The 24,783-nt window shown below is 40.4% G+C and carries 24 protein-coding genes; 10 read left to right on the forward strand and 14 right to left on the reverse strand.

What is annotated here, in order from left to right; translation table 11 throughout:
• Positions 1–32: 32 nt before the first annotated feature.
• The 12 genes from cas4 to V7L01_RS17100 form a co-directional block, all read right to left on the reverse strand.
• A complete protein-coding gene (gene cas4, locus V7L01_RS17045) occupies positions 33–629 on the reverse strand; it encodes a CRISPR-associated protein Cas4 (protein WP_335036692.1) in 597 nt (198 codons plus the stop codon).
• A 192-nt stretch (positions 630–821) separates the two neighbouring features.
• Positions 822–1,658 carry a CRISPR-associated endoribonuclease Cas6 gene (gene cas6, locus V7L01_RS17050; protein ID WP_335036694.1) on the reverse strand — a complete coding sequence of 279 codons (837 nt, stop codon included), beginning with the start codon at positions 1,656–1,658 and terminating at the stop codon, positions 822–824.
• The gene (locus tag V7L01_RS17055; RefSeq protein WP_163929801.1) at positions 1,648–2,268 is read right to left on the reverse strand and encodes a 2OG-Fe(II) oxygenase; all 621 of its coding nucleotides are present in this window, start codon (positions 2,266–2,268) and stop codon (positions 1,648–1,650) included. Before V7L01_RS17055 ends, cas6 begins: the two co-directional genes overlap by 11 nt.
• Before the next feature lie 109 nt (positions 2,269–2,377).
• The gene (cas5d, locus tag V7L01_RS17060; RefSeq protein WP_335036696.1) at positions 2,378–3,085 is read right to left on the reverse strand and encodes a type I-D CRISPR-associated protein Cas5/Csc1; all 708 of its coding nucleotides are present in this window, start codon (positions 3,083–3,085) and stop codon (positions 2,378–2,380) included.
• The gene (gene cas7d, locus V7L01_RS17065; protein WP_335036698.1) at positions 3,085–4,101 is read right to left on the reverse strand and encodes a type I-D CRISPR-associated protein Cas7/Csc2; all 1,017 of its coding nucleotides are present in this window, start codon (positions 4,099–4,101) and stop codon (positions 3,085–3,087) included. The genes cas5d and cas7d overlap by 1 nt, the downstream gene beginning before the upstream one ends.
• 65 nt (positions 4,102–4,166) lie before the next feature.
• Positions 4,167–7,451, reverse strand: coding sequence for a type I-D CRISPR-associated protein Cas10d/Csc3 (gene cas10d / locus V7L01_RS17070; RefSeq protein WP_335036700.1), 3,285 nt, complete (start codon positions 7,449–7,451; stop codon positions 4,167–4,169).
• Positions 7,452–7,468: 17 nt separating this feature from the next.
• On the reverse strand, positions 7,469–8,488 hold the full coding sequence (locus V7L01_RS17075) for a PDDEXK nuclease domain-containing protein (RefSeq protein ID WP_335036702.1): 1,020 nt from the start codon (positions 8,486–8,488) through the stop codon (positions 7,469–7,471).
• A 17-nt stretch (positions 8,489–8,505) separates the two neighbouring features.
• Entirely contained in the window at positions 8,506–8,724 is a 219-nt protein-coding gene (locus V7L01_RS17080) for a DUF433 domain-containing protein (RefSeq protein ID WP_335036704.1), read from the reverse strand.
• Positions 8,725–9,045: 321 nt separating this feature from the next.
• Positions 9,046–9,369: a hypothetical protein gene (locus V7L01_RS17085; RefSeq protein WP_335036706.1), complete on the reverse strand. Its 324-nt coding sequence runs from the start codon at positions 9,367–9,369 to the stop codon at positions 9,046–9,048.
• Between the two features lie 331 nt (positions 9,370–9,700).
• Positions 9,701–11,884 carry a type I-D CRISPR-associated helicase Cas3' gene (gene cas3, locus V7L01_RS17090; protein WP_335036708.1) on the reverse strand — a complete coding sequence of 728 codons (2,184 nt, stop codon included), beginning with the start codon at positions 11,882–11,884 and terminating at the stop codon, positions 9,701–9,703.
• Positions 11,881–12,267 (reverse strand): DUF5615 family PIN-like protein, encoded by a 387-nt coding sequence (locus tag V7L01_RS17095; RefSeq protein ID WP_335036709.1) that lies wholly within the window; start codon positions 12,265–12,267, stop codon positions 11,881–11,883. Before V7L01_RS17095 ends, cas3 begins: the two co-directional genes overlap by 4 nt.
• Positions 12,264–12,524, reverse strand: a complete 261-nt coding sequence (locus V7L01_RS17100) for a DUF433 domain-containing protein (RefSeq protein WP_335036711.1) — start codon at positions 12,522–12,524, stop codon at positions 12,264–12,266. Before V7L01_RS17100 ends, V7L01_RS17095 begins: the two co-directional genes overlap by 4 nt.
• A 168-nt stretch (positions 12,525–12,692) precedes the next feature.
• Between V7L01_RS17100 and V7L01_RS17105 the strand changes: the two genes are divergently transcribed.
• The 4 genes from V7L01_RS17105 (at position 12,693) to V7L01_RS17120 (ending at position 17,452) form a co-directional block, all read left to right on the forward strand.
• Positions 12,693–13,562, forward strand: coding sequence for a WYL domain-containing protein (locus V7L01_RS17105; RefSeq protein ID WP_335036713.1), 870 nt, complete (start codon positions 12,693–12,695; stop codon positions 13,560–13,562).
• Positions 13,563–14,223: 661 nt separating this feature from the next.
• Positions 14,224–15,465, forward strand: coding sequence for a phosphotransferase (locus V7L01_RS17110; RefSeq protein WP_335036715.1), 1,242 nt, complete (start codon positions 14,224–14,226; stop codon positions 15,463–15,465).
• 154 nt (positions 15,466–15,619) lie between these two features.
• Positions 15,620–16,708: a T3SS effector HopA1 family protein gene (locus V7L01_RS17115; RefSeq protein WP_335036717.1), complete on the forward strand. Its 1,089-nt coding sequence runs from the start codon at positions 15,620–15,622 to the stop codon at positions 16,706–16,708.
• Between the two features lie 162 nt (positions 16,709–16,870).
• A complete protein-coding gene (locus tag V7L01_RS17120) occupies positions 16,871–17,452 on the forward strand; it encodes a hypothetical protein (protein ID WP_335036718.1) in 582 nt (193 codons plus the stop codon).
• Positions 17,453–17,743: 291 nt separating this feature from the next.
• Here V7L01_RS17120 and xth read toward each other — a convergent pair whose 3' ends face one another.
• Complete coding sequence (xth, locus tag V7L01_RS17125) at positions 17,744–18,526, reverse strand: exodeoxyribonuclease III (protein WP_335036720.1); 783 nt, start codon at positions 18,524–18,526, stop codon at positions 17,744–17,746.
• A gap of 459 nt (positions 18,527–18,985) precedes the next feature.
• Here xth and V7L01_RS17130 point away from each other — a divergent pair, with 459 nt between their 5' ends.
• The 5 genes from V7L01_RS17130 to V7L01_RS17150 all read left to right on the forward strand — a co-directional run bounded on the left by V7L01_RS17130 (position 18,986) and on the right by V7L01_RS17150 (position 22,232).
• Positions 18,986–20,056, forward strand: coding sequence for a glycosyltransferase family 4 protein (locus V7L01_RS17130; protein WP_335036722.1), 1,071 nt, complete (start codon positions 18,986–18,988; stop codon positions 20,054–20,056).
• A gap of 55 nt (positions 20,057–20,111) precedes the next feature.
• Positions 20,112–20,297 (forward strand): hypothetical protein, encoded by a 186-nt coding sequence (locus tag V7L01_RS17135; RefSeq protein ID WP_334876949.1) that lies wholly within the window; start codon positions 20,112–20,114, stop codon positions 20,295–20,297.
• 116 nt (positions 20,298–20,413) lie between these two features.
• On the forward strand, positions 20,414–21,436 hold the full coding sequence (locus tag V7L01_RS17140; protein WP_335036760.1) for a zinc-dependent alcohol dehydrogenase: 1,023 nt from the start codon (positions 20,414–20,416) through the stop codon (positions 21,434–21,436).
• Positions 21,437–21,535: 99 nt separating this feature from the next.
• Positions 21,536–21,796, forward strand: coding sequence for a hypothetical protein (locus tag V7L01_RS17145; protein ID WP_229456135.1), 261 nt, complete (start codon positions 21,536–21,538; stop codon positions 21,794–21,796).
• Positions 21,786–22,232 carry an HNH endonuclease gene (locus V7L01_RS17150; RefSeq protein ID WP_335036725.1) on the forward strand — a complete coding sequence of 149 codons (447 nt, stop codon included), beginning with the start codon at positions 21,786–21,788 and terminating at the stop codon, positions 22,230–22,232. The genes V7L01_RS17145 and V7L01_RS17150 overlap by 11 nt, the downstream gene beginning before the upstream one ends.
• A 213-nt stretch (positions 22,233–22,445) precedes the next feature.
• Here V7L01_RS17150 and V7L01_RS17155 read toward each other — a convergent pair whose 3' ends face one another.
• A complete protein-coding gene (locus V7L01_RS17155; protein WP_335036727.1) occupies positions 22,446–24,065 on the reverse strand; it encodes an ArnT family glycosyltransferase in 1,620 nt (539 codons plus the stop codon).
• Positions 24,066–24,408: 343 nt separating this feature from the next.
• On the opposite strand from V7L01_RS17155, the gene V7L01_RS17160 reads away from it, so the two are divergent.
• A complete protein-coding gene (locus V7L01_RS17160) occupies positions 24,409–24,759 on the forward strand; it encodes a hypothetical protein (protein WP_335036729.1) in 351 nt (116 codons plus the stop codon).
• The last annotated feature ends 24 nt before the right edge of the window (positions 24,760–24,783 follow it).

A 24,783-nucleotide genomic window follows, 5' to 3' on the forward strand; every position in this document is an offset into this window, starting at 1 on the left:
CGTTCTCAAATTAGAAGTTACCAGAATATGATTTAATGTACTTCTTGATAACTTTTGACTTTATCGGTTGCTTTGGGCAAACATTGCGAATAAAGGCTGCATCCTTGGCAGCGTTTGCTGTAAACTGGTTTTGGCATTGCTCCTGTTTCTAGGAGATTTGTGACAGATTGAATAGTTGCGATCGCACTTTGCCGTAACTCTGCATTAATCTCTACTAATTGCCGTTGATGGGAGTGAGCATAATAGATATATCCAGTAGTAACAGGTTGTCCTGTCATCTCTTCTAAACATAAGGCTTGGGCACAAACTTGCAACTCATCGTTATCCCATTCGCCTTTGCGTCCTCGTTTGTATTCTACTGGATAAACTTGGCCAGATTCGGCTTCAATCAAATCAGATTTGCCGATGAGTTTGTATTGCTCAGACTTTAGCCAAATTGCTCTAATTTGCCAAGTTTCTCCTCGCTGTACATCGCTTGTGGTGTGGACGCGATCGTGTAAAGTTGTGCCTTCAATTGTATATTGATTATCGGTAAATTCCCCGGCACAAAACATCCGCCAACAGCGATGCGGACAATAGGCATATTGATTCAATGCCGCAATGGAAATATATTCGATGTTATTTGTCATTAGTTTATAATGATTGTGAAAATTCCTTATCTATCGCAAATTAAATTTGTGAAAGATTATCAACTATCGCCATAGTCCGCCCAGAAATAAATTTCAGGGCTAATAGCCCAAGTCCATTAAAATGGACTAAAAAATAGTTTTATTCTTCAGAAGCCTTTAGATGGTAACATTCTGTTTATAGCTACTGTGCGATTAGGGGGAATACATTCGCCGCATCATCCCCATCCCCATTGTTGTTTTTCTGCCGACACCAGTATATAAAGCAAAGTCAGCTAAAGCGTTAATTTGCTTAATTTGTATTGGTTCAACTGCCCCTAAAATTTTATAAGTAACTTCGCCAAGGATGCCGATAAATTTGCTGCGAGAGTCGGCTAATATTTCTGTGTGGATGTTGACAAATGAGGGAAATATTGACTCGATCGCAATCTGAGAAAATTCTATGCCACTGTATTTATTCCACCGCGAAAGTAGGGAATTGAAAACAGATTCTCTAGTAGGAAGGGTACTATCATACTGTCCTTGACGGAAGGCGGTGGGCGTGGAGAAGGTAAGGTTGATGGAAGAATTGCGATCGCTAGCTTCTTCGTATAATTGAGCATAAGTATTGGCATTTGCCCAAGGTTGAATAGATTGGGGTGTGCCTTGAATGCTGGTAATATACAAGTCAGCCGGGCCAAGATGCCAAGGGCGATTGGGATTAAGATTTAGCCAGAGTTGGGTAAGTTTGCCAAATAGAGTGTCATCTAATAAAGAGATGCGCCACCAACAAGGAGTTCCGGCGGGAATGGGTTGTTGATGTGAATATTGCAATTTAGATCCTCCCTTACCACCCTTCAAAAGGGGGGAATTAATTTGTAAGGGGGAGAGGGTGAAAGCTTTATCAGCAGTGGAATCGTGCAAGCGATCGCCTAATGTGCTATCTACAGAACTGACAAGGGTTAAAAATAGGGCGTGGAGATGTCTACCTGTAAGATATTGTGGTGGGATGGGCGATTGGGGTAGCAAATTCAACACTAAACTATGAGGCATACTTTCTCTTTTTGGTTGTAGACTGAGTGATTCTTGACTCTACAGTGAACTCAGGGATTTCCTGGAGTTCAGCATCACTCAAACTATACTGTTCACAAACGAGACTGAGGCGATTTCCTGGGGTTTTGACAGCGTTAACCGAATGGGTTAAATCACCTTGAAAATAAACTAAAGTATTAAATTGGGGCTTAATTTGCCCAAGTTGGCGTTTGTGCGATCGCAATACTAGTTCTCCCCCTTCCATATCCGCAGGTACTCGCACATAGAGAACACTGACAACCGCAGGCGGTTCAATAGTTTTGGAGTAGGAACGCAGGGAGCGATCGATATGCGGATCGACGCGAGAGCCTTCTTTTAGCTGTAAAGGATTGAGGTAAAAAGCATTACAACTCGGCTGGAGAGCCAAATCTAAGTAAGGCTTGAAGTAGGGAAACTGCTGTTCTACTTTTGCTAATCCAGAACGCTGAAATACTACAGAAAATCCTTTAGTGGCGACAAAATCGCGGTTGAGGTTGTTGATAGCAAAGTAAGGACAAGCTTGGATTTCTCCCCACAAGTTGTTTAGGTAGTCGCTGGGGAAGGCGTTGGATTGTTGTTGATAGTGTTTCACGGGTGGGGAGCGTACAGAACTAACAGGGGCTAAGAATTGTAACGTAATTTGTGACTGGATGCTAGAACCTGCCAAAAATAAAAAACATGGTAAAGGTTTTAGGAAGTGATTAATTCCGAAAACGATATTCCATCCGAACTGGAATTTTTAAGTTTTGAATGCCATCAAATTGATAGTATTGACCTCGCATTTGGACATTCTGTATTAAGCTAACTGGAGGCATATTCACAACATCATAGCTAATCACTTGATTAGTGAACATGACATCTAATGGATTTAATGGATGGATACAAGTGAATATACCTTCAGAAATTTTAGGTTTCGGTAATTGTTCAACCGTAACTTCAGCTTTGCTCATCCATTTACCCAAGCGAATCCACTTTGGTAGTTTGAGTTCTTTTTGAGATATGACAAAAAACTCAAATTTGCTTTCTGCGGCTATTTCTTTTGCTCTGCCAAAACTAGGGATATTTTTCTGTGTTTTCTCCATTTCAACGTGGTAGTTATTGTTAGCATACTTCCAAGTGTTGAGGATGGAAGAATGATTGAGCGATCGCGCCGGAGTTACGTAAATTTGCTGTTGATTAAGTGGCGTTAGATGCTCCTCATATTTTGGCACTTGCTCAGGGCAAAAATAGCGGTAAGAATGTTCTTCAGCAACTGTAGTAGAGTAGATTTGGCTATCAACTAAACCCAGTGCATAACAGAGAGCGTAATTGTGAATTAGGGCTTCTGTTTCATACAATCGCCCGATTTCACGAGTTGCGTAATAGAGGCTGTCATGTAGTTCTATTTGACAACGATAAATAAACACCATTACTCTTTCCCTGCTTTAGCAGCAGTTTTCTTCTTGCTGATATGCTTTTTGGCATAATCTTTAGCTTCTGCATCAGCCTTCTGCAAAATTGCCTGAATACCTTTCTCACTTCCTGTTAAAGTTTTGACTTCATTAATTAGGGATACAAAGGCATCACCAATGAAATCTGTGTGAACAATGAACTCATCAGCCATCAACGTCTCAATAGCATTTTTAGCGGCAGTAATTACATCATCTTCATCTAGTGGATCGGGAGGATTTATAGTATTATTAGATTTCATTTGGTCATATATTGCCTGAGTCCAACGCAGGTTACTAGTGATTTCTCCGTCCGCAAATACAACACCAATCAACTCATTTCTGACGCGACCTGTACGGGTTGTTTGCGCTCCATAGTGACGAGTTCGCAAAATGTTATTAAAAACGTAAAGGAAGCTAGCCTCAGTAGGGTCTTTCAAGGTGACAATGCTAGGAAAGAAAACTTGCGGTCTAATATGGTCTTGCTGATTAATTCGACTGGTAACTTCACCAGGCTTAGAACCATTTTCACCCTTGGAAGCCATCGTACCATTTTCATAAGGAGCGTTGAGGGTGAATGTTTCGTGTGATTCATCAAAGGCTGTAATTGAAAATGCTGTGTCTACCACAACTTTTGATTTTTCAGAGCCAGAATCACCAATAGCAAATCCGTAAATGATGCAATCAGGATTATCCATTGCAAAATTCACATTGTATTCGCATTCTTCAGCAGTCATTAATCCATAGTTACGCAGCAATTCCCGACCGACTAAACGCTCTGGAGTAGACTGTTTGCGCTTGAACATTGACAAACGGCTAATTGTAGTTTTGTCTTTAACTCCTGCTCTTACCCGTGCTTTATTCAGTTCTGCATCTGTCTGGAATAGTGGATAAGATTCAGTAATACGAATAGTCAAGAAATGAACATATTTACCCATTGGTTTGTAAGGAATCTCGGTTTGAAAGAATTTAGGTTCAACAGTTTTTAAAATCGCCATGATTATCTTCAAGAAATTATTTACTAATTGTTTACGTTTCCAACAAGAATGCTAAGGAAAAATCCCTACTCATTATCGTTATCTATTTCCGTAGATTTTTCATTTTTACCTGCATTTTCTTTGTCATCTTCAAGACGGTAAAGAAATTCGCAAGTATCTCGAATTAAGTTGAGTTGACGACCAGCCAAACGAGCGCGATCGCCTGCAAATGAGTTATCAAATACCTCCACTACAAAATACTTGGCAAAATCTAGAACAGCTTGCCGTTCTTCTTCTCGTTTGCTCATGATCCAACGTCCTTCAGCAGTAGAAGAATGAACACGATCCATGAGTTTAAAAACTTCTGCTGCAACAGCCACAACTAATGTTTCTCCCTGAAACACACTTGACTCAGCTTTGAGTATAGTTTCAGCCGCAATATCAACTGGTTTTAACACAGCATTAGACTTAGGATTATAACGCTTATTAGCTCGATAAAATCTGCGGTATAAATCTGTTAATTTCTTAGGATGATTCAGACTTGATGCTTCTCCCACAATTAATTGCTCCATATTATTGTCATATTTCACATAGGGGTCAAAACAAGGATAAAAGTGATAGGCATAAAGCCGGATTTTTTCAATTCGTGCTGTTTCCGAACCCTGATTACGCACCCAGCGATTGAGATAAGAAAAGACGTACAATGGACTGGTTTCAAAATCTTTAGCCAGTTCTGTAAATCTTCCCCAATTGGCATCGTAACCAGACTTACCCTGTCGCGCATTCACATCTAAATGAATGGCGTAAGCGGCGGTAAGCACATTTAAAGGGGCTGGGTATTGGATGCCGTTTTCGTTCCAGCCTTCGAGGATGTAGTCAAGACGGAAGCGATCGCGCCTTACTAAAGCACGGAAAGCATGAGGCGCACTATCCAGGAAAACGCTTTCCTCAAATTCCGCCCCATCATTAAAAGGTGGAATCGGTGACTCTGAAACCACAGTTTTAACATCTAAAATCATCGGGAAAGCAAACGCTAACCAAGTTGGCATTACCCAAGATTCTGTATCGGTGCTGTCTCTTCCTGGCGGGAGTGCCATGAAGTAAAATGTTAAAGGCTGGTCTTCAGGATAGGAAAGTTTAAAGGTGCGATCCTTGTCACGCTGGAGGTTTTCATCAATTAAGAAACTATCTACACTTTGGTAGCGATCGCGCCCCAAATCCGCTTGTAAATCCTTACTGATAAAATGATTACGAATGCTGGTATCAAAGCGAGTTTGAGCAATACCATTGTATGCTTTCTGCAAAAACTTGTTAGTCTCTGGAGTAAAGTAATAAGTAGGATAAAAGTAGAGATAGCGATATTTCCCATCTTCAAATCGCTTACCTACAGCTTGAGTTTGATTCATCAAAATTTGCCTGAGCATCATCTCCATACCTGCAATACTGGAGATATTGCGTTTAGCGTTAGAACCTCCTAACATTTGCTTGTTTGTATAAACTTGTGGCGTAAATAAAACTGCTGATTCCATTTGCTCAGTAACCGTGTAAGCAGAATGAGAAATTGAGCAGATTAATTGTTTGCCTCGCCCTGCTTTTTTCGCAGCATTGTAATTGTCTAACTCATTTATAAATGTTTCAACTTGAGTTTTAACACATGGCTCTTGATTAGTACCTGGTAACATCACAACTCGTTTTACCCAAAGCCTTAAATCATCCCAACCATCAGGCAATTCATACTGAGAAATTATCGGAGAAATTAAGGTTGTCAAATAGTCAATGACTTGCTGACAAGGTTTGCGTACATCTTCAATTCCTGGATGATGTTCTAAATATTTAGCTGCGAGATAATACCATTCATAAGGTACTCCTCCAGTATTCCCCTTTAACTTGTTTTCTTTGAGACTTTCGTTAATGCGTTGAATTTCTCTAATTTGGGGTAAACATTCTGCTAAATTCCAAAATTCTGCAACTTTGTGAGTTAAATCAAAATCGGGAACTGCTGGCAGCTTTTTATCTTTTTTACGAGCAGAAACAACCCGATTAACTGTCTCTTCCCAAATCTTCCGGCTAACTAAATCACCAAATTCTGCTATTTGGTCAATACGAATATCGTCTTCAAATTTGAAGTCATAATCAGCAGATAAAACATTTTGTTGCTGAAACTTATTCAGATTTTCGCTGCGACTTTTAGCGACAGAGCCTTTGTTAGGGTTTAAGATGCGTAATGTAGCATCTAAGGCTACTTTCATCAATCCTATATCATCAAAAAATAAGTTGTAATATTCGGCATATTTCATGCCTTTGCCATCTCTACCAAATCCTGTTTGTCTGAGGCGTAATTGACCTGCACAAAGCGATTTAATACTGTTAACTACACGGTCTGGTAAATCTTCCGGCGAGATAGCTGGAGCATTGCGCGAAGCCAAGTATATTACGCCTGTTGGCAGATATAATAAAGGTTCATAGTAGGTATGCTCATCAGTATTGAGACTAGTATGAGCCTGAATTAAAGCATTATTCACCACGTTAGTTAAAACACCACGATTTTCAGCAATGCTGTGATAGGTAAATTTTAATTGCCCATCACTGAGGCGATGAATTATTTGTTTAAGTCTTGTATTTTCTGCATCTTGGGGATGTTTAATAATTGAAGCTAGGGAGTCAGCGAGACAACTTAAATCAGACAGACTATCAAGAGTTCGGGGTTTGAGAACAGGATTTAATCCATATTCAGAAAGATTCAAATTAGTACCCCAGCGAAGTTGAGCATTGTAAGCTATGTATAATAAATCATCTATATACTCTCGATAATCCTCTGGATTAGCTGGATTGATAAATCTATCAAGTCCCAACTGGCTAACTTTTTGATCAATAATTTGGCGATGTTCTTCTAATGGCAAATTGCGGCAGTTATCTGGTACATCAGGGAACTTTTCAAAATCATGTAAAATAAATCCAGCAATTACTAAACGCCGTTCTCGCTCTTTCACCACTCGCCGCACTGTGGTATCGAGTTTTTCTAAACGTTTCTCAATTAAATTAGCTGGGAATAATCCATTTAATAAGTGTGTGTTGAGTGATTGGTCAGCAGCATTATCTCGTCTGACTTTAGTTTTTCCTTCAGCTTCTCGCTGTTGGTCAATTTCATCAAAAAATTTACCGCCTTTCGCCGTTACACCAATTGCTATCCGCAACAGATTTGGTAAAACATACTCACCAAAATCTGCCATTACTTTATCATCTGGATTTTGAGACTGAATTGCTTCTCGTAATAGCTTGAGTGTTAATAATTCGCCTTCAGTTTCAATTGTACGGTCTGAAGAATCACCATCAAAACCAAAATCACCTGATAACCAATCATCATTAGACATTTTTAAACTCCATTTTTTTACTCCACGCCCTCTAACAACTTAGCAACTTGCTCTGGAGCCGGAAGCTGATTTTTTAGTTCTTGAGGCAACGTAGAAAACAGTTTATAAGTTGCGATACCAATTGGTTTATTTGATTCTCTCAGTGCATACTCAACAATAGTTTTATCCTTGGATTTGCAAAGAATAATTCCGATTGAGAGATTTTCGTCTGGGAATCGAGATAAATCATCTAAAGCCGCCAGATAAAATTGCATTTTTCCCACATACTCAGGTAGGAACTCTCCAGTTTTTAACTCAATCGCAACTAGACATTTTAATTGGCGGTGATACAGCAACAGGTCAATAAAAAATTCTTTATCACCAACTTCTAAGCGATACTGACTGCCAACAAAAGTAAACCGCCCACCCATTTCTTGCAAGAATGGTTCAACTCTTGCCAAAATCGCCTGTTCTAGCTGTCGTTCACTGTGTTCATCTGCTAGTTCCAAGAAATCAAAAGTATATTCATCTTTGACAGCTAATTTTAATTGATTACGGATCTCTGCTGGAACAGTTTTATCAAAGTTAGTCTGATTCAACAGAGTTTTTTCATAGGTTTGATTTTCAATTTGGTGAATCAAAACATTCTTTGTCCAGCCAAATTTACGAGTCATTTTGATATAGAATTCCCGTTCTAGGTCATCTTTGCACTTCTCTAAAATAACTATATTGTGAGTCCATCCAATTTCTGCCACCAATGGTGGCAGAATTTCTTTAGAGTGGTAAGTCAGATAAAAATCTCGCATTCTCCAAATGTTACGGGCAGAAAATCCGCTAATTCCTGGAAACTCTGCTTGTAAGTCTTTTGCTAACTGTTCTACTACGGATTTTCCCCAACTAGCGCCCTCTTGTTGAGTAACAATTATCTGTCCAATGTCCCAGTAGAGGTTAATCATTTCCCGATTAACTGCTTTTAGTGCTTCGTACTGGGCTGAACGAATACGCTGTTTTATTTCCATTAGCAAATGTCTGTAATTGTCTGAGATGGGGTTACTCATAGTGGAAAAGGTTCAACTTATTCATGACCAACTAGCTGACGCGCATAAACTAAACAAGCTTGCACATCTTCTCGTTTTAACCAGGGATAAGCTTCTAGCAAGCTTTCGATAGTATCTCCTACTGCAAGCATCCCTAAAATATGTTCAACAGCTAGGCGGCGACCTCGAATAATTGGTTTACCGCCAAAGATTTTGGGGTTGACTGTGATTCTTTCCAAAAGTTGTTGCTCGTTCATGGTTTATTTCCAAAATACTTAAGCTTGTTTTATGTTGCCAGGGCTTATTAATCCCTAGCACATAGAATTAAGATTGATTTGTTGAATTTTAAGAAAGTCTTCCAGTAAAAAATTCAAGAAGAGCGCGTATTTGGAAAATGAAGTTTAAGACACCTGTCAGCCCGTAGTAATTAACTATCTGGGTAAGGACATGGATTACATATCTCATGTATCCAATGGCGATTGCTAATTTTGAGCTTTTTGACTGTGAAGACTTTCTTCTTAAATTTAGATAGTTTAGTAGTGTTTTGATCTAAAACCAAAACACCCTAAAAGAATGTGTCAGATTAGCTCTAGAACTAAATCTTTTTGAAAGTACCAACCTTTTTTCGAGTCACTCAACAAGGGTAAACTACCTTTTTTTAGTGCATGTAGAACTTGATACACAGTATTAGAATTTAAACCCTTTTCCCGATAGTTACTATTTGTTTCCATCAGGTACTGAGCGATTTCACAAGGTTTATGATGCTTGCCATCATCAAGAACTTCCAAAATGTGCCTAGCAAGACGCAAAGGTGGATCAAGATGATCCCTACACTCAATAGCACGAGCGGTTACGAGGAAAGTAGCAGCGCTAGCTATCTTTGCATAGGTTTTCTGGTTCATCCTTCTCAAATGCCTCCTGAACTCTTGGCTAGAGTATATCACCAGAATCTATGTGCTAATCCATGGTTATTCAACCCCTCTTGGGGATATGGTTAATAGGCTTTTTTGCGATAATATTTCCTCTTATGCAGCGTACACTGCATAAAGCTCAATCTTAAATATCCCCTTTTGCGATAGTATACGTTCAAAGGTAATAAGCGCCATACTTGACTTTGTTGCGAAGTCTTTACAATCCCTATCAGGGATTGAAACGAATACCCATGAATGCAATGGCGCTTGCTTGTTAGCTTTTTAACAACGCTTTTTATAATCCCTATCAGGGATTGAAACCTCAAGCAATCCATATCTCATCTCCTTTGCTTTTAAACGTATAAGCAAGCGTATCCAGCAGCAGCGCAGAGTGACCAAAAGCGATCGCATAGGGCGCAGTAGCATCATGAAAGCTATACTGATCGCTGATGCCATAAATCTGAAAATTCATCGGCAGCCTTAGCCGCATCCGCACTTCAGCTACGGGACGGCGAATCACGTAACAGACCAAACCCTTTTTTTTGAGATGTTTACTAATTTCTCTAAGTCCTGGCAAGGGGTTGTCAGCCTGCCAAATTTCCACGCCTGTCAAAACCTGAACTTTCCAAGCGTCAGCAATTGGCTGCAAGTTCCCAGAATACGTAAACTTCCAGTTCAGCCGTTCCTCTCGGTAGGAACGCAACTTCATAAATGCTAGACAATGAGCAAATCTACCTTTGGCTATGGGTTGTCCCGTGCGTTCTGCGGTTTCTTTGAGTGTCCGTATAAATGCCGCTTCCGTCCACATTTCAATTTCTAAATTTCCCAAAATACCCGGTAAATCGTAGGTTTTAAACCTATCTGCCTCGTTTTCTTCCGTTAAGTCGTATAAACCACATTGCAAAGGACTTGAACCTCGAAAACTAGCAGCATCCTCAGCAATGGGATTTCCTGATTTACCAGAAAGTGCTTGCCAATCTTTCGCCCATCCCGAAACACGTCCAGCCGCAGACTTCAGGCTAGTTTCAAATACTTGTTCACAGGCTTCTTGAAACTTGTCTCGGCTTTGTGCATACTGTTGTTTAATTGTGCGATCGCTCAACTGATAAAACAGCCAAAATGATTGCACAGCGCCCCATCGACGATAATAACCACGAAAATCGTTGATTTGTCGATAATTCTCAGTAATTGTATTGTGAAAAAAGGGGCGATCGCAAATACTATTCACTGCTAATGGTAGAGTATCACCCTTAAACAATCGCTCTACCAAAAAGTTAGGAACTAGAGAAAAAGCTGTAAAATTATCAAACTTAACTATCTGACCATCTTTTTCATATTCGTCATGTCTTCCTAAGCGTCCTAAACGTTGGATAAAGTTACCTGCATCGGATGATTCAAAAATTAGAAAATTGATTTTGAAATCAACCCCAACATCAATTGTGCTAGTACCAATAACTAAGTCAGCCGCAAGACTTCGCTCTTTTTCTCCTTTTCCTGATAGCCCTGTATTCTCTCCAACTTTCAATCCGTAAGGCTGTAATATTTCCCGAAAAAATTGAGTGAGGCGTTTGACTGCTGCAATTGAGTTAAGGATGATTGCGCCTTTACTTCCTGGATACTGCTGAAACTGAGCCAAAATTAAATCACTATTTTCTTTTAGCCAGGTTTCTGAAGCTTTAAATGATGGTTTTAAAGGAATAAAATTCAGCGTAATTATCCGTGCTACCTGCCGCCAGCCTTGTGTTTGCAACTGCTGTCCTTGTTCTTGTGTATCAGTAAATTGATATTTATTTTGTTTTAGAGGATCAATTTCTTTACAACTAAATCCTGCTTTTTCTAATCGCCCAATTAAGTTTGTATCTGGTGTGGCTGAGAGAAATAGAAATTTTTTACGCCGATTTGTACAGCGAATTAACAACATTGTGTTAATCACGCTAGCAATTTGTGGAGCAGCAAAAACGTGAAATTCATCAAAAATGAATAAGTCAAAATCTTTATCAATTCTGCCCCATAGTTTATCAGGACTATCGCCGTGAATTATATAAGCACCTCGATGTAGGTAGTGAAAAATATCAGGGTTGGTTAATAATGCTTCTCTCTGGTTGGTGAGAGTGGCGATCGCAGCCCCTTTTTTCAATCCTTCATTTTCTGCATAAATCTCTAAATCAGCCCCGCTTAGTCGCACTACACGCGGCTGATTCTCTGGCTGGAATTTATCAACATATCCTCTAATCTGCGTTTCTTGATCGCGGGCGAGTTCATTGGTTGGGTAAAGTCCAATCGCAGAAAATTCGCCCTGAAGCACTTCTAGGTAAGCTGCGAGACTTTTACCATCGCCAGTCATCGCAGTGTTGAACACTACATCAATATTTGGATCGCGCAATGCTTCTAAAGTTGCGGCTTGATGCCAAGAAAGCGACCAATCTTTAGGTAATTTCACCCCGTCAGGTGTCGGGACGGTTTGCGAGTAAACAGGCTTGAGAGTAATTTTGTATGCTTCCGTCATTTGTCTTTTCCCTCCGCCTCAATATCCTGATATTCTTGAATACTTCCTTGTCGAATTATCCATAATTTACCAGTCACATCTGCTGCTTCAAGTCCAGAAATTAGAGTTTCTGTAACTGTACGATAATCTTCAAAACTAGGACGGGATGGTAAACGAATGACTATAATTCCTGTATAGTGAGAAGGATTATATTTAAGACGATTTCCAAATCCTCTATCTATCGTTACTAAACATCTATTCTCGCTACGGCAAATGTCAATTAATTCCTTATCATGAGTTGAAATTAAACCTTGTTCTCGGACAGTAGCAACATCGTGTCCTGCAAGACGCAATAATGTAGCTACTCGCAGACTACCAAGATTTTCATCAAGTTTAATATTCACTTTTTTGATTCCTTTTGCAATCCTAAAGGAATTTCTACATAGCTATCTCTTGTCATCTCGGCAGCATAAGCAATACAGGCTAGGATATCTTCTCGTTCCAAACCGGGATATTCTTCTAAAATCGTCTCTATTTTTTCTCCACTTGCAAGAAGGTCGAGAATTAAACTAACCCATATACGATGACCTTTAATACAAGGTTTACCGAAACAAATATCGGAATCAATGGAAATTCGAGATAGTAAATCGTTCTTAGTCATTGAAACTTCTCCAAATTTGTCTAATTCTTCTCAATGAATCCTCTTCTCCTAATTCTATATTCGGACTTACACTTAAATAGTGTCCGTAACTGGTTGTTAAAAACTATATTGGCACGCAAAATAGAAGTTGACAAGAGAAAATAAGTACAAAGTATACGGACATTTTTAATGAGTCGAAAAGGTCAATCTATTACACTGTCGATATCAGAACGTGATAAAGCCGAGCTAGAAGCGATCGCTCGTGAATTCGGTATGATGTGGGGAGAAGAGCAGCCTAACATCTCCAAGTTAATTAAAGCGATCGCTCAACGTAAGTTACTCATCGGTAACAATAACGATTGGAAAGAACCACGCATTAGGGCATTACATAGATGTATCAATGCGTTGACAGATATCGGGCAAATTGAACAAGCCCAAATCATCGCAAACTTACTTCTCGAACGCAGCGAACTATCATTACCGTTGCGAGGCGAAATCGAACGTTTTCTAGAGAATTTGCCCCCACTTTGGCGCTTAGAAATAGACCGCTATATCTTGCGCGAACAGCCCTTTCAGCTTTCTTATCAAGATGCGAGACAACAAGTACTTAATTTTACCGTTCGCCATGCCAAAGTTACACCCCACGAAAAGCGGGTATATCTTGATTGCTGGTGCGAAGAAACAGAAGGAAACTTTGATATCCCAGAACTGGTTCACAACTGGAGTTTACGATTAGACAGGATTACAGAAGCCGCTGTCATGCCAATTTCTGGTGAGTGGCGATCTAATTTGGCTGAGATAGAAGTGGAAATGCATCTATTTGCTGGCTTGGCTTTTGCCTATCAAGCTAAACCAGAAGACAATATCAATGAGTGGATACCAGATAAACCGCGAGTCCGGCGAGTTGTTAGGCGAGTATCTAGTACATTTTGGTTTAGCCGCGAAGTCATGCAGTATGCGCCAGACTGTGTAGTTATAGCACCGGAAAATGTACGCGATCGCCTCAAACAAAAACTCCTCACCCTCTGCAATTTATACGATATCGAAACCAGGTCTTAACTCTTCCCCCTCTCCGCCTCGGAGAGGGACGGTTTTACGTAGTAAAAGCAGGGAGAGGTCTTTTCATCCTTGACAAAAGTACACTTCCATAAGATGTACTCATGTAGCCGTAATTTGCGATCGCCTATAGCCATCTACAATACGTAAGTAAGACAAATCACGTAATAATAAGCTTTCCAGACATCAATTCTGAAAATTAAAGAAAAAAATAATTACTAATTGCTTAAAAATTCCGGTTTATTTCGCTTTGGGATGATAAATAAAAATAATAGCGTTGAATGTCATGCTTCCTACCACGAAGGATTACTGAAATTCTTCGCTGCTTTCAGGATGACTACTGAACATTAAACGACATCTGCCGCCAATCAGTTTTTTGCTGAGGATGCTTCTGTGCGACAAACCTGGAGATGCAGCTACATCAATAGCTTCTACCAGAAAACTTGCTCTAGATGTATCTAAGTAACTATACCGATCGAGTCTAAAGATGTCACGGTATCTGAGAGCAAATTTTAAAGGAATTGTAAAGGACTTGGTGCCATTTTGGCAGGTTTTTATCAGAAAGATGGGATATTAGTAGATTGTACAAATCTTTCAACTGCTAAGTACAAGCAAATACCGACACAGATAAGTTTAAGTAATTTAATGAAGTAGGAAATAATACATGGTATTATCACTGTCTTCTCATAACGTTATCCAGTATCTGCTAGAAGCGGGGCTGTGTAGCTCAGAAGATGACGCATCAGATAAATCTGAGTTGCCAGGAAGTAGTAAGAACAATTTCGGTTTACTAGTGACTCTAGCAGATAATCGAAAACTGCTCGTTAAACAAGAACGTAACGTTAACAACAATGACGCCGCGCCCCATGAATTGTTTCAGGAGTGGCTATTTCATCAGTTGCTCCAGCAGTTTCCAGTGCTTGGCAATATTTCCGCGATCGCACCGTTGGTAGTGCATTTTGACGAAGAAAATTCTATCCTTGTCCGCAACTACTTAGGTGAATATCTGGAGCTTGCGACATTCTACCACAACAACGATCTTTTCCCACAAGAAATTGCCACTGCGATCGGCACTACTTTGGCGGGACTCCATCGCGCAACCTATAATCGCCGAGAATATAAAGATTTTATGGCAACTGCTCCCCAAGGAGAGTTTCGCTATGGCTTTTACAATCCGGCGCAAGGGTTAGAGTCAATTGGGCCGGAAATTTTTGGAACGGTTCCTACAGATGCGCTGAAATTCTATCTACTATACCAGCAGTCTGAGAGTTTGGAATCTGCGATCGCAGATTTGGCATATGACTGGAATCCTTGCTGCTTGACTCACAACGACCTGAATTTGAACAACATTTTGGTTCATTCCAGGTGGGAGAAACTAGATAATTGCCTGGTACGACTAATTGATTGGGAAGCTTGTTCTTGGGGAGATCCAGCCTTTGATTTAGGAACTTTACTAGCAAGCTATTTAAGTATTTGGCTCAATAGCCTCGTCGTAGACCCCACCATTGAGTTACAAGAATCTCTACATTTGGCGTTGACACCGTTAGAGAGTTTACAACCTTCAATTATTGCTCTAATTAGGGCTTATATAAATGCTTTCCCCATGATTTTGGAATACCGCAGTGACTTTATTTCGCGCGTTATCCAGTTTGCGGGGCTGGCACTGATTCATCAAATTCAGGATATGATTACCTGGCGTAAATATTTTAATAATGCTGATATCTGTAAGCTCCAAGTGGCTAAAAGTTTACTCACTATGCCGCAGCAAGCTGTGCTGACTATTTTCGGTATATCAGAGTCAGAAATCCTAAATCCTGTAGCAAAGATCCATAAAATTCCTCAACCTGTAAAAGAGCAGCAGTTACTTCGCATTTATTACGAAAAAACTCGGCTTCGTGGTTGTTAATGACAGGGAGCAGAACAAGTTAAAAGTTAGATTTTAGCTGCAATTAGACATTTTGAATTGTTCTGCGTATTCCCCTATCATAATTTTTCGATAATTTTTGCCCCAGAGGGGTTTCATAATTTTATATTTTAAAGTTTAAGTTCTAAATGGGTTAATGTTAAATTACTCTATCAATCAACCGCTAACTTCTTTATTCGATATTGCTAAGAATATTCAGATTGAGCCGAATTTTTGTATTTCTCATCCCAATTATCAACCCTTTGCTCTACCGACTAAAGTAGCCGACAGATTTCAGCAGAACTCGGCAGATTTACAACAGAAGTATCTCACCCTATTACTGCGAAACTTTCTTTATGGAATCTATTACAATGGCTCTTTACAAAGTACTTTAGCAGTCAATACCGATAGTACTAATCGCCCGCCAAAACAGAATTTAGCAGATAATTCCATTTTGGAAATTGATTGGAACTTTTACGAACAATTGCACGCCAGCAATCACGGCATAGGTTACTTTGACCCTCGATGGCAGATATTGCGGAAAGAACCTGATGGTACTATGGCGGTGACTAAAGGCGGTTTAACACTTTATGTTGAGCCAGATTGCCATCTAAAATCCAGTAAGAAATCTACCAAAGTAGGCGACATGGTAGCAATCTGGATGCCCAAAAATAGAATGCAAAATGGCTGTTACTTGGCAGTTAGTAATGTCGGACAAGAACGCCAGAGCAACCCCGATGCTGATTTGGGAGCAGGGCGAATTTACTTTAACTTTACGGCATCTGGTGCGATCGCTCTCATGGAAAGCCTGACACTGCAATTGAATGCAGCCTCGATTCCCTTTAGCTTTCAAGTTCTTCACAATCCCAGTGCATACGGACGCTATGATTCCGGGCTACTTTACTTTGAACTCCCTGACTATCCAGCAATCCGCACAATCCTTCAGACTGTTTATATCGAAAATCAATCCCATTTCCAGCCCGAAATCCCTTTGTTTACCAAATTTTTAGCTCCAGGGTTAGGTTTAGCCGAAGAACCAACCCAAAAATTTGCCGCACAAGAAAGTTTTGGGATGAACCGTTGCCAAATTGTCGCCAATGCTTTGTTAGAAGCTTGGCAAAAAGGTAAGAATGCGATGGAAGAACGGATGAGGACGATTGACCAACACTTTGCGCGACACCTAATAGATTTACAGCGTCCTTATCTCAATCCCAGCTCTGAGGATATATATAAGCCGTTAAATTGATGGGGAGTAGGGAGTGGGAAGAACTACAAGTTTCAGGACAGATGTGGTTTAAATTAAGATTTATGAATGATAGGACTTACGTATTAAAGCCTGAAATTTAGATCCCGCCAAGCCCCCCTTAAAGTTTAAAATTGATTAGTTTAAATTAACCAATTTTAAGCTATGAATCATTTAATTAACGAACTTTTTGTAAAGATAAAGTCTGACGACGAACGTGTACGCAGTAATGCAATTACTGACATATCATTCATCTTAGAAATTAATTCTTGGCAGTTACCACTAGAAAAAAGAATGAGTAGATATCATGGTTTAATAAAACAGGAGTTAATAAATATAAATTTAGCTGATAACGAAGAGGCAGAAATTGTAGAATTCCTACAAAGAGAGATTATTGATTCAAATAAATTAAAGAGTAGTTTATTATTTACAATTGGTAAAGCTTCATCAAAGACCGGGCTTATACTACTACTAGACATTATTCAAAATTACTCTTCTGAATTTAATGCAAATGAGTCCTATCAAACTTTAGTTTCTTTAGAGAGGTTATTGTTCTGGGATTATCATGGATTATCTGATGAAGAAAAAAGAAACATTATTTTTCAAACAAATCCTACACCTTTTATAGAGAGTAAATTAGCATGGGCATTGAATAATCCTAATTCACCCCATTCATCTGAGTTGCAGCATAATGCCGAACGTTTACTAGGTGGTTTAAGTCAATTACTGAAAAAAACTGATGAATAAACAGCACGATATAGAGTTATCGTTAATTTTTATAACTCGTTAAGATACCGCTATCATTCCAATCAACTAACTCCACACGCACTACAGCAACCTTTGATACTTGTAAATAAGTCTTTGATAGGACTTACGCAAAATTATGAAAAAACGAACCGCCTTCTCTGCGAGAGACTTCCGCCAACGCACAGCGTCTCGCAGAGAAGAAATAAGAGTTTCAGAGAAATATTGCGTAAGTCATATTTGATACTCGTTAATGAGCATCAAAACTCCACTCTTTTTTGTCCCAATACCCATTTAAAATTCCACAATTACCGGCGTATGGTCGCTGGGTTGGGTTAATTTTCTGGGTGCAACATCGATGATGCAACTTGTAGCACGCTCGTATAGCACGGGCGTGAGATAGTGATGGTCAATCCGCCAACCTAAGTTGCGACGGAAGGCAGAGGCGCGATAATCCCACCAGCTATAATTTCCGCCTTCTGTGGTGAATTTGCGAAAAGCATCGGCAAATCCCAATTCCAGAATATCCCGTAAGGCTTGGCGTTCTGCTTCTGTTGCCATAATGTGATTTTCTGTACTCACTTGCTCGTGAATATCCTTCGCTTCTAGGGCAATGTTGAAGTCACCACACACACAAATTGCAGGTTGTGACAGCACGAGCAACCGCAAATACTCGCGTAGCGCTGTCAACCAGCGCAGTTTGTATTCATATTTCTCAGTTCCTACTGCTGCGCCATTGGGAACATATAAGTTAACAATCCGAACGCCATCAATTACACCTGTAATCACTCGCTTTTGCTCATCCCATTCCGGGTGTAAATCTGGCAAAATCGCCTTAAACCCGCTACTTACGTCTAGGAGTGGCTGGCGGCTAACCAGGGCTACGCCGTTATAAGATTTTTGTCCTGACATATAAAGGTTATAGCCTAACTGCTCAAAAGGCGATCGCGGAAACTCGGCATCCACAACTTTGGTTTCTTGCAAGCAGAGAACATCAACGGGATTCAGGGTTAACCAATCGATAACCTGTTCGAGGCGAGTGCGAATTGAGTTGACGTTCCAAGTGGCGATTTTCATTAGTTAGTTATCAGAATTTTTATAAATTACTAATTACAAATTATGTAATTTTTGTACAATTACTTAATATTTATAATTTATGTTCCATTTGCCAATTACCTTTAAATAGAGCTTTAATGACTTGATCCCATTGAATATTTTAGTAGTTTCAGCTACAAAATATTCAATTTTGTAAGTTCAGCTACAAAATAATTCTACCTCATTATGATCCCCAAGACAGATGTAACAAGTAATGGATTTGCTATAGGTTATAAGTGTAGCTCAGGGTTGAGTTTTGCCGATAGTTCGTTAGATTTGTCGGTAGAAGATTTACGGTACGGTTAACCGTTATTGCGCTTTTGGTAGCCTGTTAGGTTAATTTAAATGTCAAGAGAGTAAGTACAAATGCTCTTCCCTCATACAATAATGATGCAACTCATTATATTGAGGACAATATCATCGACTGAACCAATAAAACTTATGAAAATCGCTCAAGTTGCCCCCTTATGGGAAAGGGTTCCACCTCCTAATTATGGAGGAATAGAACTGGTAGTGAGTCACTTGACTGATGAACTTGTTCGTCGCGGTCATGAGGTAACTTTATTTGCCTGTGGTGATTCTCAAACTTTGGCTCATTTAGAAGCAGTTTATCCGCGGGCATTGCGCTTAGACCCAAATGTCAAAGAGTATGCAGTGTATGAAATGCTAGAACTAAGCCAAGTTTACCAGAGTGCTGCCCAATTCGATATTATCCATTCTCATGTAGGGATTTCGGCATTAGCTTTAGCGAGTTTGATAACAGCAACTTCTACAGTGCATACCTTGCACAATAATTTTACAACGGATAACCGTCACGCATTTAGCTACCACAAAAAGCAACCATACGTCAGCATTAGTAACTCGCAGCGTCAAATCGATCTCAATTATATTGGCACGGTTTATAACGGAATTGAGCTAGCAGATTATCCATTCGTAGCGCAACCGTCAGAACCTCCATATTTGGCATTTTTAGGTCGTTTCTCGCCAGAGAAAGGGCCACAACATGCGATCGCCATTGCTAAACAGAGTGGTTGGCGCTTGAAGATGGCAGGAAAAGTCGATCTAGCAGACTCTAAGTTTTTTGAACAAGAGATTGCCCCCCTTATAGATGGTCAGCAAATCGAATATCTAGGCGAAATTAACCACGCCGAAAAGACTGAACTTCTGGGCAATGCTGCCATAACTCTTTTTCCCATTAGCTGGCAAGAACCTTTTGGGTTAGTAATGACTGAATCAATGGCAAGTGGTACACCAGTCATTGCGATGAATTTCGGCTCCGTACCTGAAGTTATTAGCCACGGTAAAACAGGTTTTATCTGCAAAAGTTATGCAGAAATGGCAACAGTGATTCCACTAGCTTTGGAACTCAATCGTCAAACCTGTCGAAAACATGTGGAAAACAACTTTAGCGTTAGCCAAATGGTTAACGGATATGAAGCCGTTTACAGACAAATTATAAAAGACCGCATAGAATCGAATGGCCGCATTCATGCAGCTAGCATCCAGTTTTAATCAACTGCTTTTTTATCCAGCTTAAACAATAACTTTTTTCAAGGAGGACATTGGTATGAGTACGAGAGCCAACACCTGCCCATGCTGCGGTGGTTCCCTCCTGCGCCATGCCCGACATGGTGAGCTATATTGGTTTTGCCTGTCGTGCCGACAAGAAGTACCACTGTTAACTGCAACTCGCTTGCCTAATGTGGAAACCCGGAACACCGGAGTGGTTCCCCAGCCAGTGGTAAATTCCTAGTTTTACGGCATTTAGATTAATAAAAGCCTACTAGAAATCAAGACTAATTTAGTGTAAACCTATCAAATAGCTTCAACTGATAAAATCAGATGGAGCTAATTGATAGGTTTAAAGCTTTGTTAGCAGCATTACTTTATGGTCAAGAAGATTTACGGCTAGAGAAAGTTGCCGATCCCACTCCTGCGGCTGGTGAAGTTGTAATTCAAGTGGGGGTAGCAACAACTTGTGGTACAGATTTGAAAGTCTGGCGGCGTGGTGGTCATGCCAAAATGCTGATACCGCCGACGCTGTTTGGTCACGAGGGGGCTGGGCGAATTGTTGCCTTGGGTGCAGGGGTTACAAATTGGCAAGTAGGCGATCGCGTTGTCGCTAATAATTCTGCTCCATGCATGAATTGCTTTTTTTGTCAACGTCAAGAGTATTCCTTATGTCCAAATTTGACCTGGAATAATGGGACTTTTGCCCAATACCTGAAAATTCCCGCACCGATAGTACAGCATAATTTGTTGCAGATTCCCGATGATTTGCCGTGGGAATTGGCAGCCATGACGGAACCCTTAGCTTGTGTGTTGCATGGTATAGCCCGTTCTAATATTAAGCCTAAAGATAAAGTAGTCGTCTTGGGAGATGGGGCGATCGGGCTGATGTTTGTGGCGGCGTTGAGTGAGAAAGCTGAGGTGTTGCTGTGGGGAGGTAATAACCACAGGCTAGAAATTGGTCAGAAATTGGGTGCAACCCAAACCTTTAATTATCATCAAATCCCGGATGTTCCTAGTGTAGTGAAAGAACTCACCCAAGGATGGGGTGCAGATGTAGCGATCGAAGCAACTGGTGTACCAAGCGTTTGGGAAACTGCGATCGCCTGCGCCCGTCCTGGTGCAACAGTAAATTTATTCGGTGGATGTCCGCGGGATACTAGCATTACTGTCAACACAGAACAGCTACACTACAGCGAACTGACCCTCAAAGGCGTGTTTCATAATACACCAGAGTATGTGCGATCGGCGCTGGCACTGATCGCTAGTCGCAAAATCCCCTTTGAGTTACTTATTAGCGAACAGCGGCCGTTAAAAGATTTAGAACAGGTGTTTTGTGAGATGAAGGCGCGACAGGTAATTAAGGTAGCGATGATTCCTTAGATCGTGTTAGTTACAGGTGAGGCCGACTTGACCGTGCTAGAGCAACCTGTTGCTACTACAATGACTAGATATAGCACCACAGACTTAGGCTAAAGCACTATGACTCCTCAAGTCATTACCCCAGTATTAATGATTGAACCCTCGTCATGGTTACGTTCTGGCATCACCATTGAGAAAGTAGATAATGTTAACCTTGCTAAGTTCACAGATGAGTTACATGCTCGTCTAGAAGAATTGCTTGAGAAACGAAAAGCTGGATTGCAGACTCCTGAAGAAGAAGCCGAATATGCTGGAATTGCTGAACTAGAGCGCATCTTGACTTTTGTTAACGCTAAACTGATTGCCAGTCGTGGGTGTTAATGAGCGCACTCGGCAGTTTGTCCGCGAAAGAGCTAAATACCTGTGTGAATATTGCCACTCTCCAGAACGCTCCAGTTCAAATCGCTTTACAATCGATCATCTTGTTCCACAATCATTAGGTGGCTCAGATGAAGATAACAACTTAGCTCTAGCTTGTCGTCGCTGTAATGAGCGTCGTTATAACTTCACAACTGGCCTTGATGCTCAAACTCAGCAAGAAGTAGCTCTATTCAATCCTCGTCAACAACCGTGGGTAAATCACTTCATCTGGACAGCCGATGCACTAAAGATCGTTGGCAAAAGTGCTACAGGTCGAGCAACTTGTCATCGACTAGATATCAATGATGAATTTCATAACCAAGGATTTATCCAAGAATCTAGGCAGTTATGGATACAAGGAGGCTGGCATCCACCTGTAGACGATCCTCGTCTTTAGCACGGTGTACACACTATTGGGTTAACATCGATGACCAACCTGCTGCGACTTCTTGTTAGGGTGGTTAATCCTAAACAAGTACCTGATTCACTCACTCTTTAAATGCGCTAGAGCATTGACTTGAATCCAGATGAAGAAAGTGGGAGTGAGGAGCAAGGGGATAAGGTGCAGAGGATATATATTTAATAACCAATGCCCCATGCCCAATGCCCTTTACAGACGATTAGTATCTTTTGTAATTAACTTCCAGCCTTCAGCTTGGTCAACTAGCTTCATCGACTCTAGTTCGAGATTGTTGAAAGCAGATGCATGAAGTAGAAAGTAGGGTTGGCCGTTGTAGTGCCAATAATATTCCAGTTCGCCAACAGAAGCGGGAATGATGGTGCGATCGCTATAAAAATCCAACGAGGGACGATGATAGGGAAAAGATGTGTAAATCTTCCTCGTCGCTGGATTTGCCCGCACGATCATGGCGGCGACTGGTTTAACTGGATAAGCTTCAGATAATTCCCAAACCCAGTAGTTAGATTTCATTAACAGCAGCAGCGAAATATAACTTCCCCAAAACAAAATCTTCAAAAATTGTCCGTCGCCTCGTTCTGCCAAAATAGCTGCCAAAGTCATAGTTAAAGCTACTGCTGCAAAAATCAGTTGTAAGTCTGTTTTCGGTGTTGTCCCCCAACTGAAATACATGCTACCAGCAGAAGCAACTACGGCAAGTATTGCCAAACCAGCAACCCAAGCACGGGGATAGGATGAGAGTAAAGGCGAATTTTCTGTATCTGATAATTGGATACCAAAAGCTAAAGCTAAACTAGGGTAAATTGGGAATAAATACCAGGGAACTTTGGTAATCATGAAAGAAATTACCAGCAGATAAACACCACTCCACGCCATTACTAGTTTTGCCCAACTAAGGTTGCGATTTTCCCAGGTTAAGCGGACAGTTTGCGGTAAGAATAATAACCACGGCCATGTGTACTTGAGAAGTTCAATAACATAGTACCAAGGTGGTTCGGGATTACTTTCTACAAATGAGCCAATTCGACCTAGTGATGGGTTTGCAATCCCAATTTGGGCGAAAGTATAACCATAGTGAATTAGTTGGGCACCATACCAACCAACTACAGGCAGAATGCCAATGAAGATTGCTATCCACAGATAGTAACAAGTGAGTAATCGTGGCGTATCCCAAAATAGAAATACGATCGCGATCGCACCTAATAATACGCCTAGCAATCCTTGAGTCAGGCAAATTAACCCAAAACTAACACCAACACCAAGGCAATAACGTAAATCTCGGCGCGATCGCAACACGCACAACATCATCACCATCAAAAAACTAACCATCGCCCCATCCAACATTGCCAGCCGCCCATGACGCACCACAGGTAGCATTGTTAGATAAATCAAGGCGCTATAAATAGCAGCCCAACGTTGGCGAAATATCTCTCGAGCAATGCAATACAGTAAAGGTACAGATGTCGCTGTTAAAATTGCTCCAGGCAGGCGGGTTGTCAACTCATTTTCGCCTCCTAGAGAATAAGCCCAAGCAATTAGCAAATGCATCAAAGGCGGCTTGTTATGATATGGTTCGCCTCCTAGCGTTGGGTAAAGCCAGCGCATTGAACCTGCTGGCGCATGCCAAATCTCACGAGCAACCTGTGCCACAGTCCCTTCATCCCAATCTCGCAGCGGCAATCCTCCCAGATTGATGCTAAACAGTAACACTGCTGCCAACAGCAACACTATTAGCCATACCCAATCAATCCATCTGCCAACCGTGCGATGCTGTTTTTCTAGATGACTCCAAATAAAGCTTCCTTCTTGCATATTCTCTGGTAATCATTTTACTTGCTGGTTCGATTACATAGAGACCAAAGCAAATCTCCAATGTTGCCACCCAGTAACAACGTATGTTATTAACAATTGCTAGTTTCCAAGATTAACTCAAATTTCTCTAATTAGCGCTATTTTTTGAAAAAATTATATTGGTTACTTAAATAACATTTAACCCTATAGAGGATAAAAACAATACAAGTAAAAGATTATTTTTTACCTGTTGTATAGCTCGTAACTGAACTTATGTTTTATTTTGAATGTGAGTCTTAGTTTTATTGACTAAATTCAGAAAAATAGTGAATAATTACTACAGCAATTCAATGACGTACTGAACATGAAAAATCTTTATAATACAAAAGTAATTTCAGATGCACGACCTGATTTCATCATAAAAAATGGTGGGACACGCAACACAGATCATGCTAAAAATAGAAGATTTTCAAAGTCATATTTAACCGGGGATATAAAATTAAGTGGTAAATTCTTACAAATAGAAATTGGTCAAAAACAATGGAAATCCATTATGCAATATGCTAAGTATGGAAACAGTCATCAATACACGCCAGTTACTCTTTTTATTACTTTTATTGCAGCAAGAGAAGGAGAAAGGAAAAAGATAGAGAAAGCAGCTTGGAAAGATGGAGTATCTACCACCATAGTTTCTATTTTCCCACTTGAGAGATAAAATTAAAGAAGCAAAGCAGTATAA

The sequence above is a fragment of the Nostoc sp. genome (genome assembly GCF_036917095.1).
Taxonomy (GTDB): domain Bacteria; phylum Cyanobacteriota; class Cyanobacteriia; order Cyanobacteriales; family Nostocaceae; genus Nostoc.

Coding starts and splice junctions, on each gene's coding strand:
- cas4 (WP_335036692.1), bottom strand. CDS start 629: ATGACAAATAACATCGAATATATTTCCATTGCGGCATTGAATCAATAT.
- cas6 (WP_335036694.1), bottom strand. CDS start 1,658: ATGCCTCATAGTTTAGTGTTGAATTTGCTACCCCAATCGCCCATCCCA.
- cas5d (WP_335036696.1), bottom strand. CDS start 3,085: ATGGTGTTTATTTATCGTTGTCAAATAGAACTACATGACAGCCTCTAT.
- cas7d (WP_335036698.1), bottom strand. CDS start 4,101: ATGGCGATTTTAAAAACTGTTGAACCTAAATTCTTTCAAACCGAGATT.
- cas10d (WP_335036700.1), bottom strand. CDS start 7,451: ATGTCTAATGATGATTGGTTATCAGGTGATTTTGGTTTTGATGGTGAT.
- V7L01_RS17075 (WP_335036702.1), bottom strand. CDS start 8,488: ATGAGTAACCCCATCTCAGACAATTACAGACATTTGCTAATGGAAATA.
- V7L01_RS17080 (WP_335036704.1), bottom strand. CDS start 8,724: ATGAACGAGCAACAACTTTTGGAAAGAATCACAGTCAACCCCAAAATC.
- V7L01_RS17085 (WP_335036706.1), bottom strand. CDS start 9,369: ATGAACCAGAAAACCTATGCAAAGATAGCTAGCGCTGCTACTTTCCTC.
- cas3 (WP_335036708.1), bottom strand. CDS start 11,884: ATGACGGAAGCATACAAAATTACTCTCAAGCCTGTTTACTCGCAAACC.
- V7L01_RS17100 (WP_335036711.1), bottom strand. CDS start 12,524: ATGACTAAGAACGATTTACTATCTCGAATTTCCATTGATTCCGATATT.
- V7L01_RS17105 (WP_335036713.1), top strand. CDS start 12,693: ATGAGTCGAAAAGGTCAATCTATTACACTGTCGATATCAGAACGTGAT.
- V7L01_RS17110 (WP_335036715.1), top strand. CDS start 14,224: ATGGTATTATCACTGTCTTCTCATAACGTTATCCAGTATCTGCTAGAA.
- V7L01_RS17115 (WP_335036717.1), top strand. CDS start 15,620: ATGTTAAATTACTCTATCAATCAACCGCTAACTTCTTTATTCGATATT.
- V7L01_RS17120 (WP_335036718.1), top strand. CDS start 16,871: ATGAATCATTTAATTAACGAACTTTTTGTAAAGATAAAGTCTGACGAC.
- xth (WP_335036720.1), bottom strand. CDS start 18,526: ATGAAAATCGCCACTTGGAACGTCAACTCAATTCGCACTCGCCTCGAA.
- V7L01_RS17130 (WP_335036722.1), top strand. CDS start 18,986: ATGAAAATCGCTCAAGTTGCCCCCTTATGGGAAAGGGTTCCACCTCCT.
- V7L01_RS17135 (WP_334876949.1), top strand. CDS start 20,112: ATGAGTACGAGAGCCAACACCTGCCCATGCTGCGGTGGTTCCCTCCTG.
- V7L01_RS17145 (WP_229456135.1), top strand. CDS start 21,536: ATGACTCCTCAAGTCATTACCCCAGTATTAATGATTGAACCCTCGTCA.
- V7L01_RS17155 (WP_335036727.1), bottom strand. CDS start 24,065: ATGCAAGAAGGAAGCTTTATTTGGAGTCATCTAGAAAAACAGCATCGC.
- V7L01_RS17160 (WP_335036729.1), top strand. CDS start 24,409: ATGAAAAATCTTTATAATACAAAAGTAATTTCAGATGCACGACCTGAT.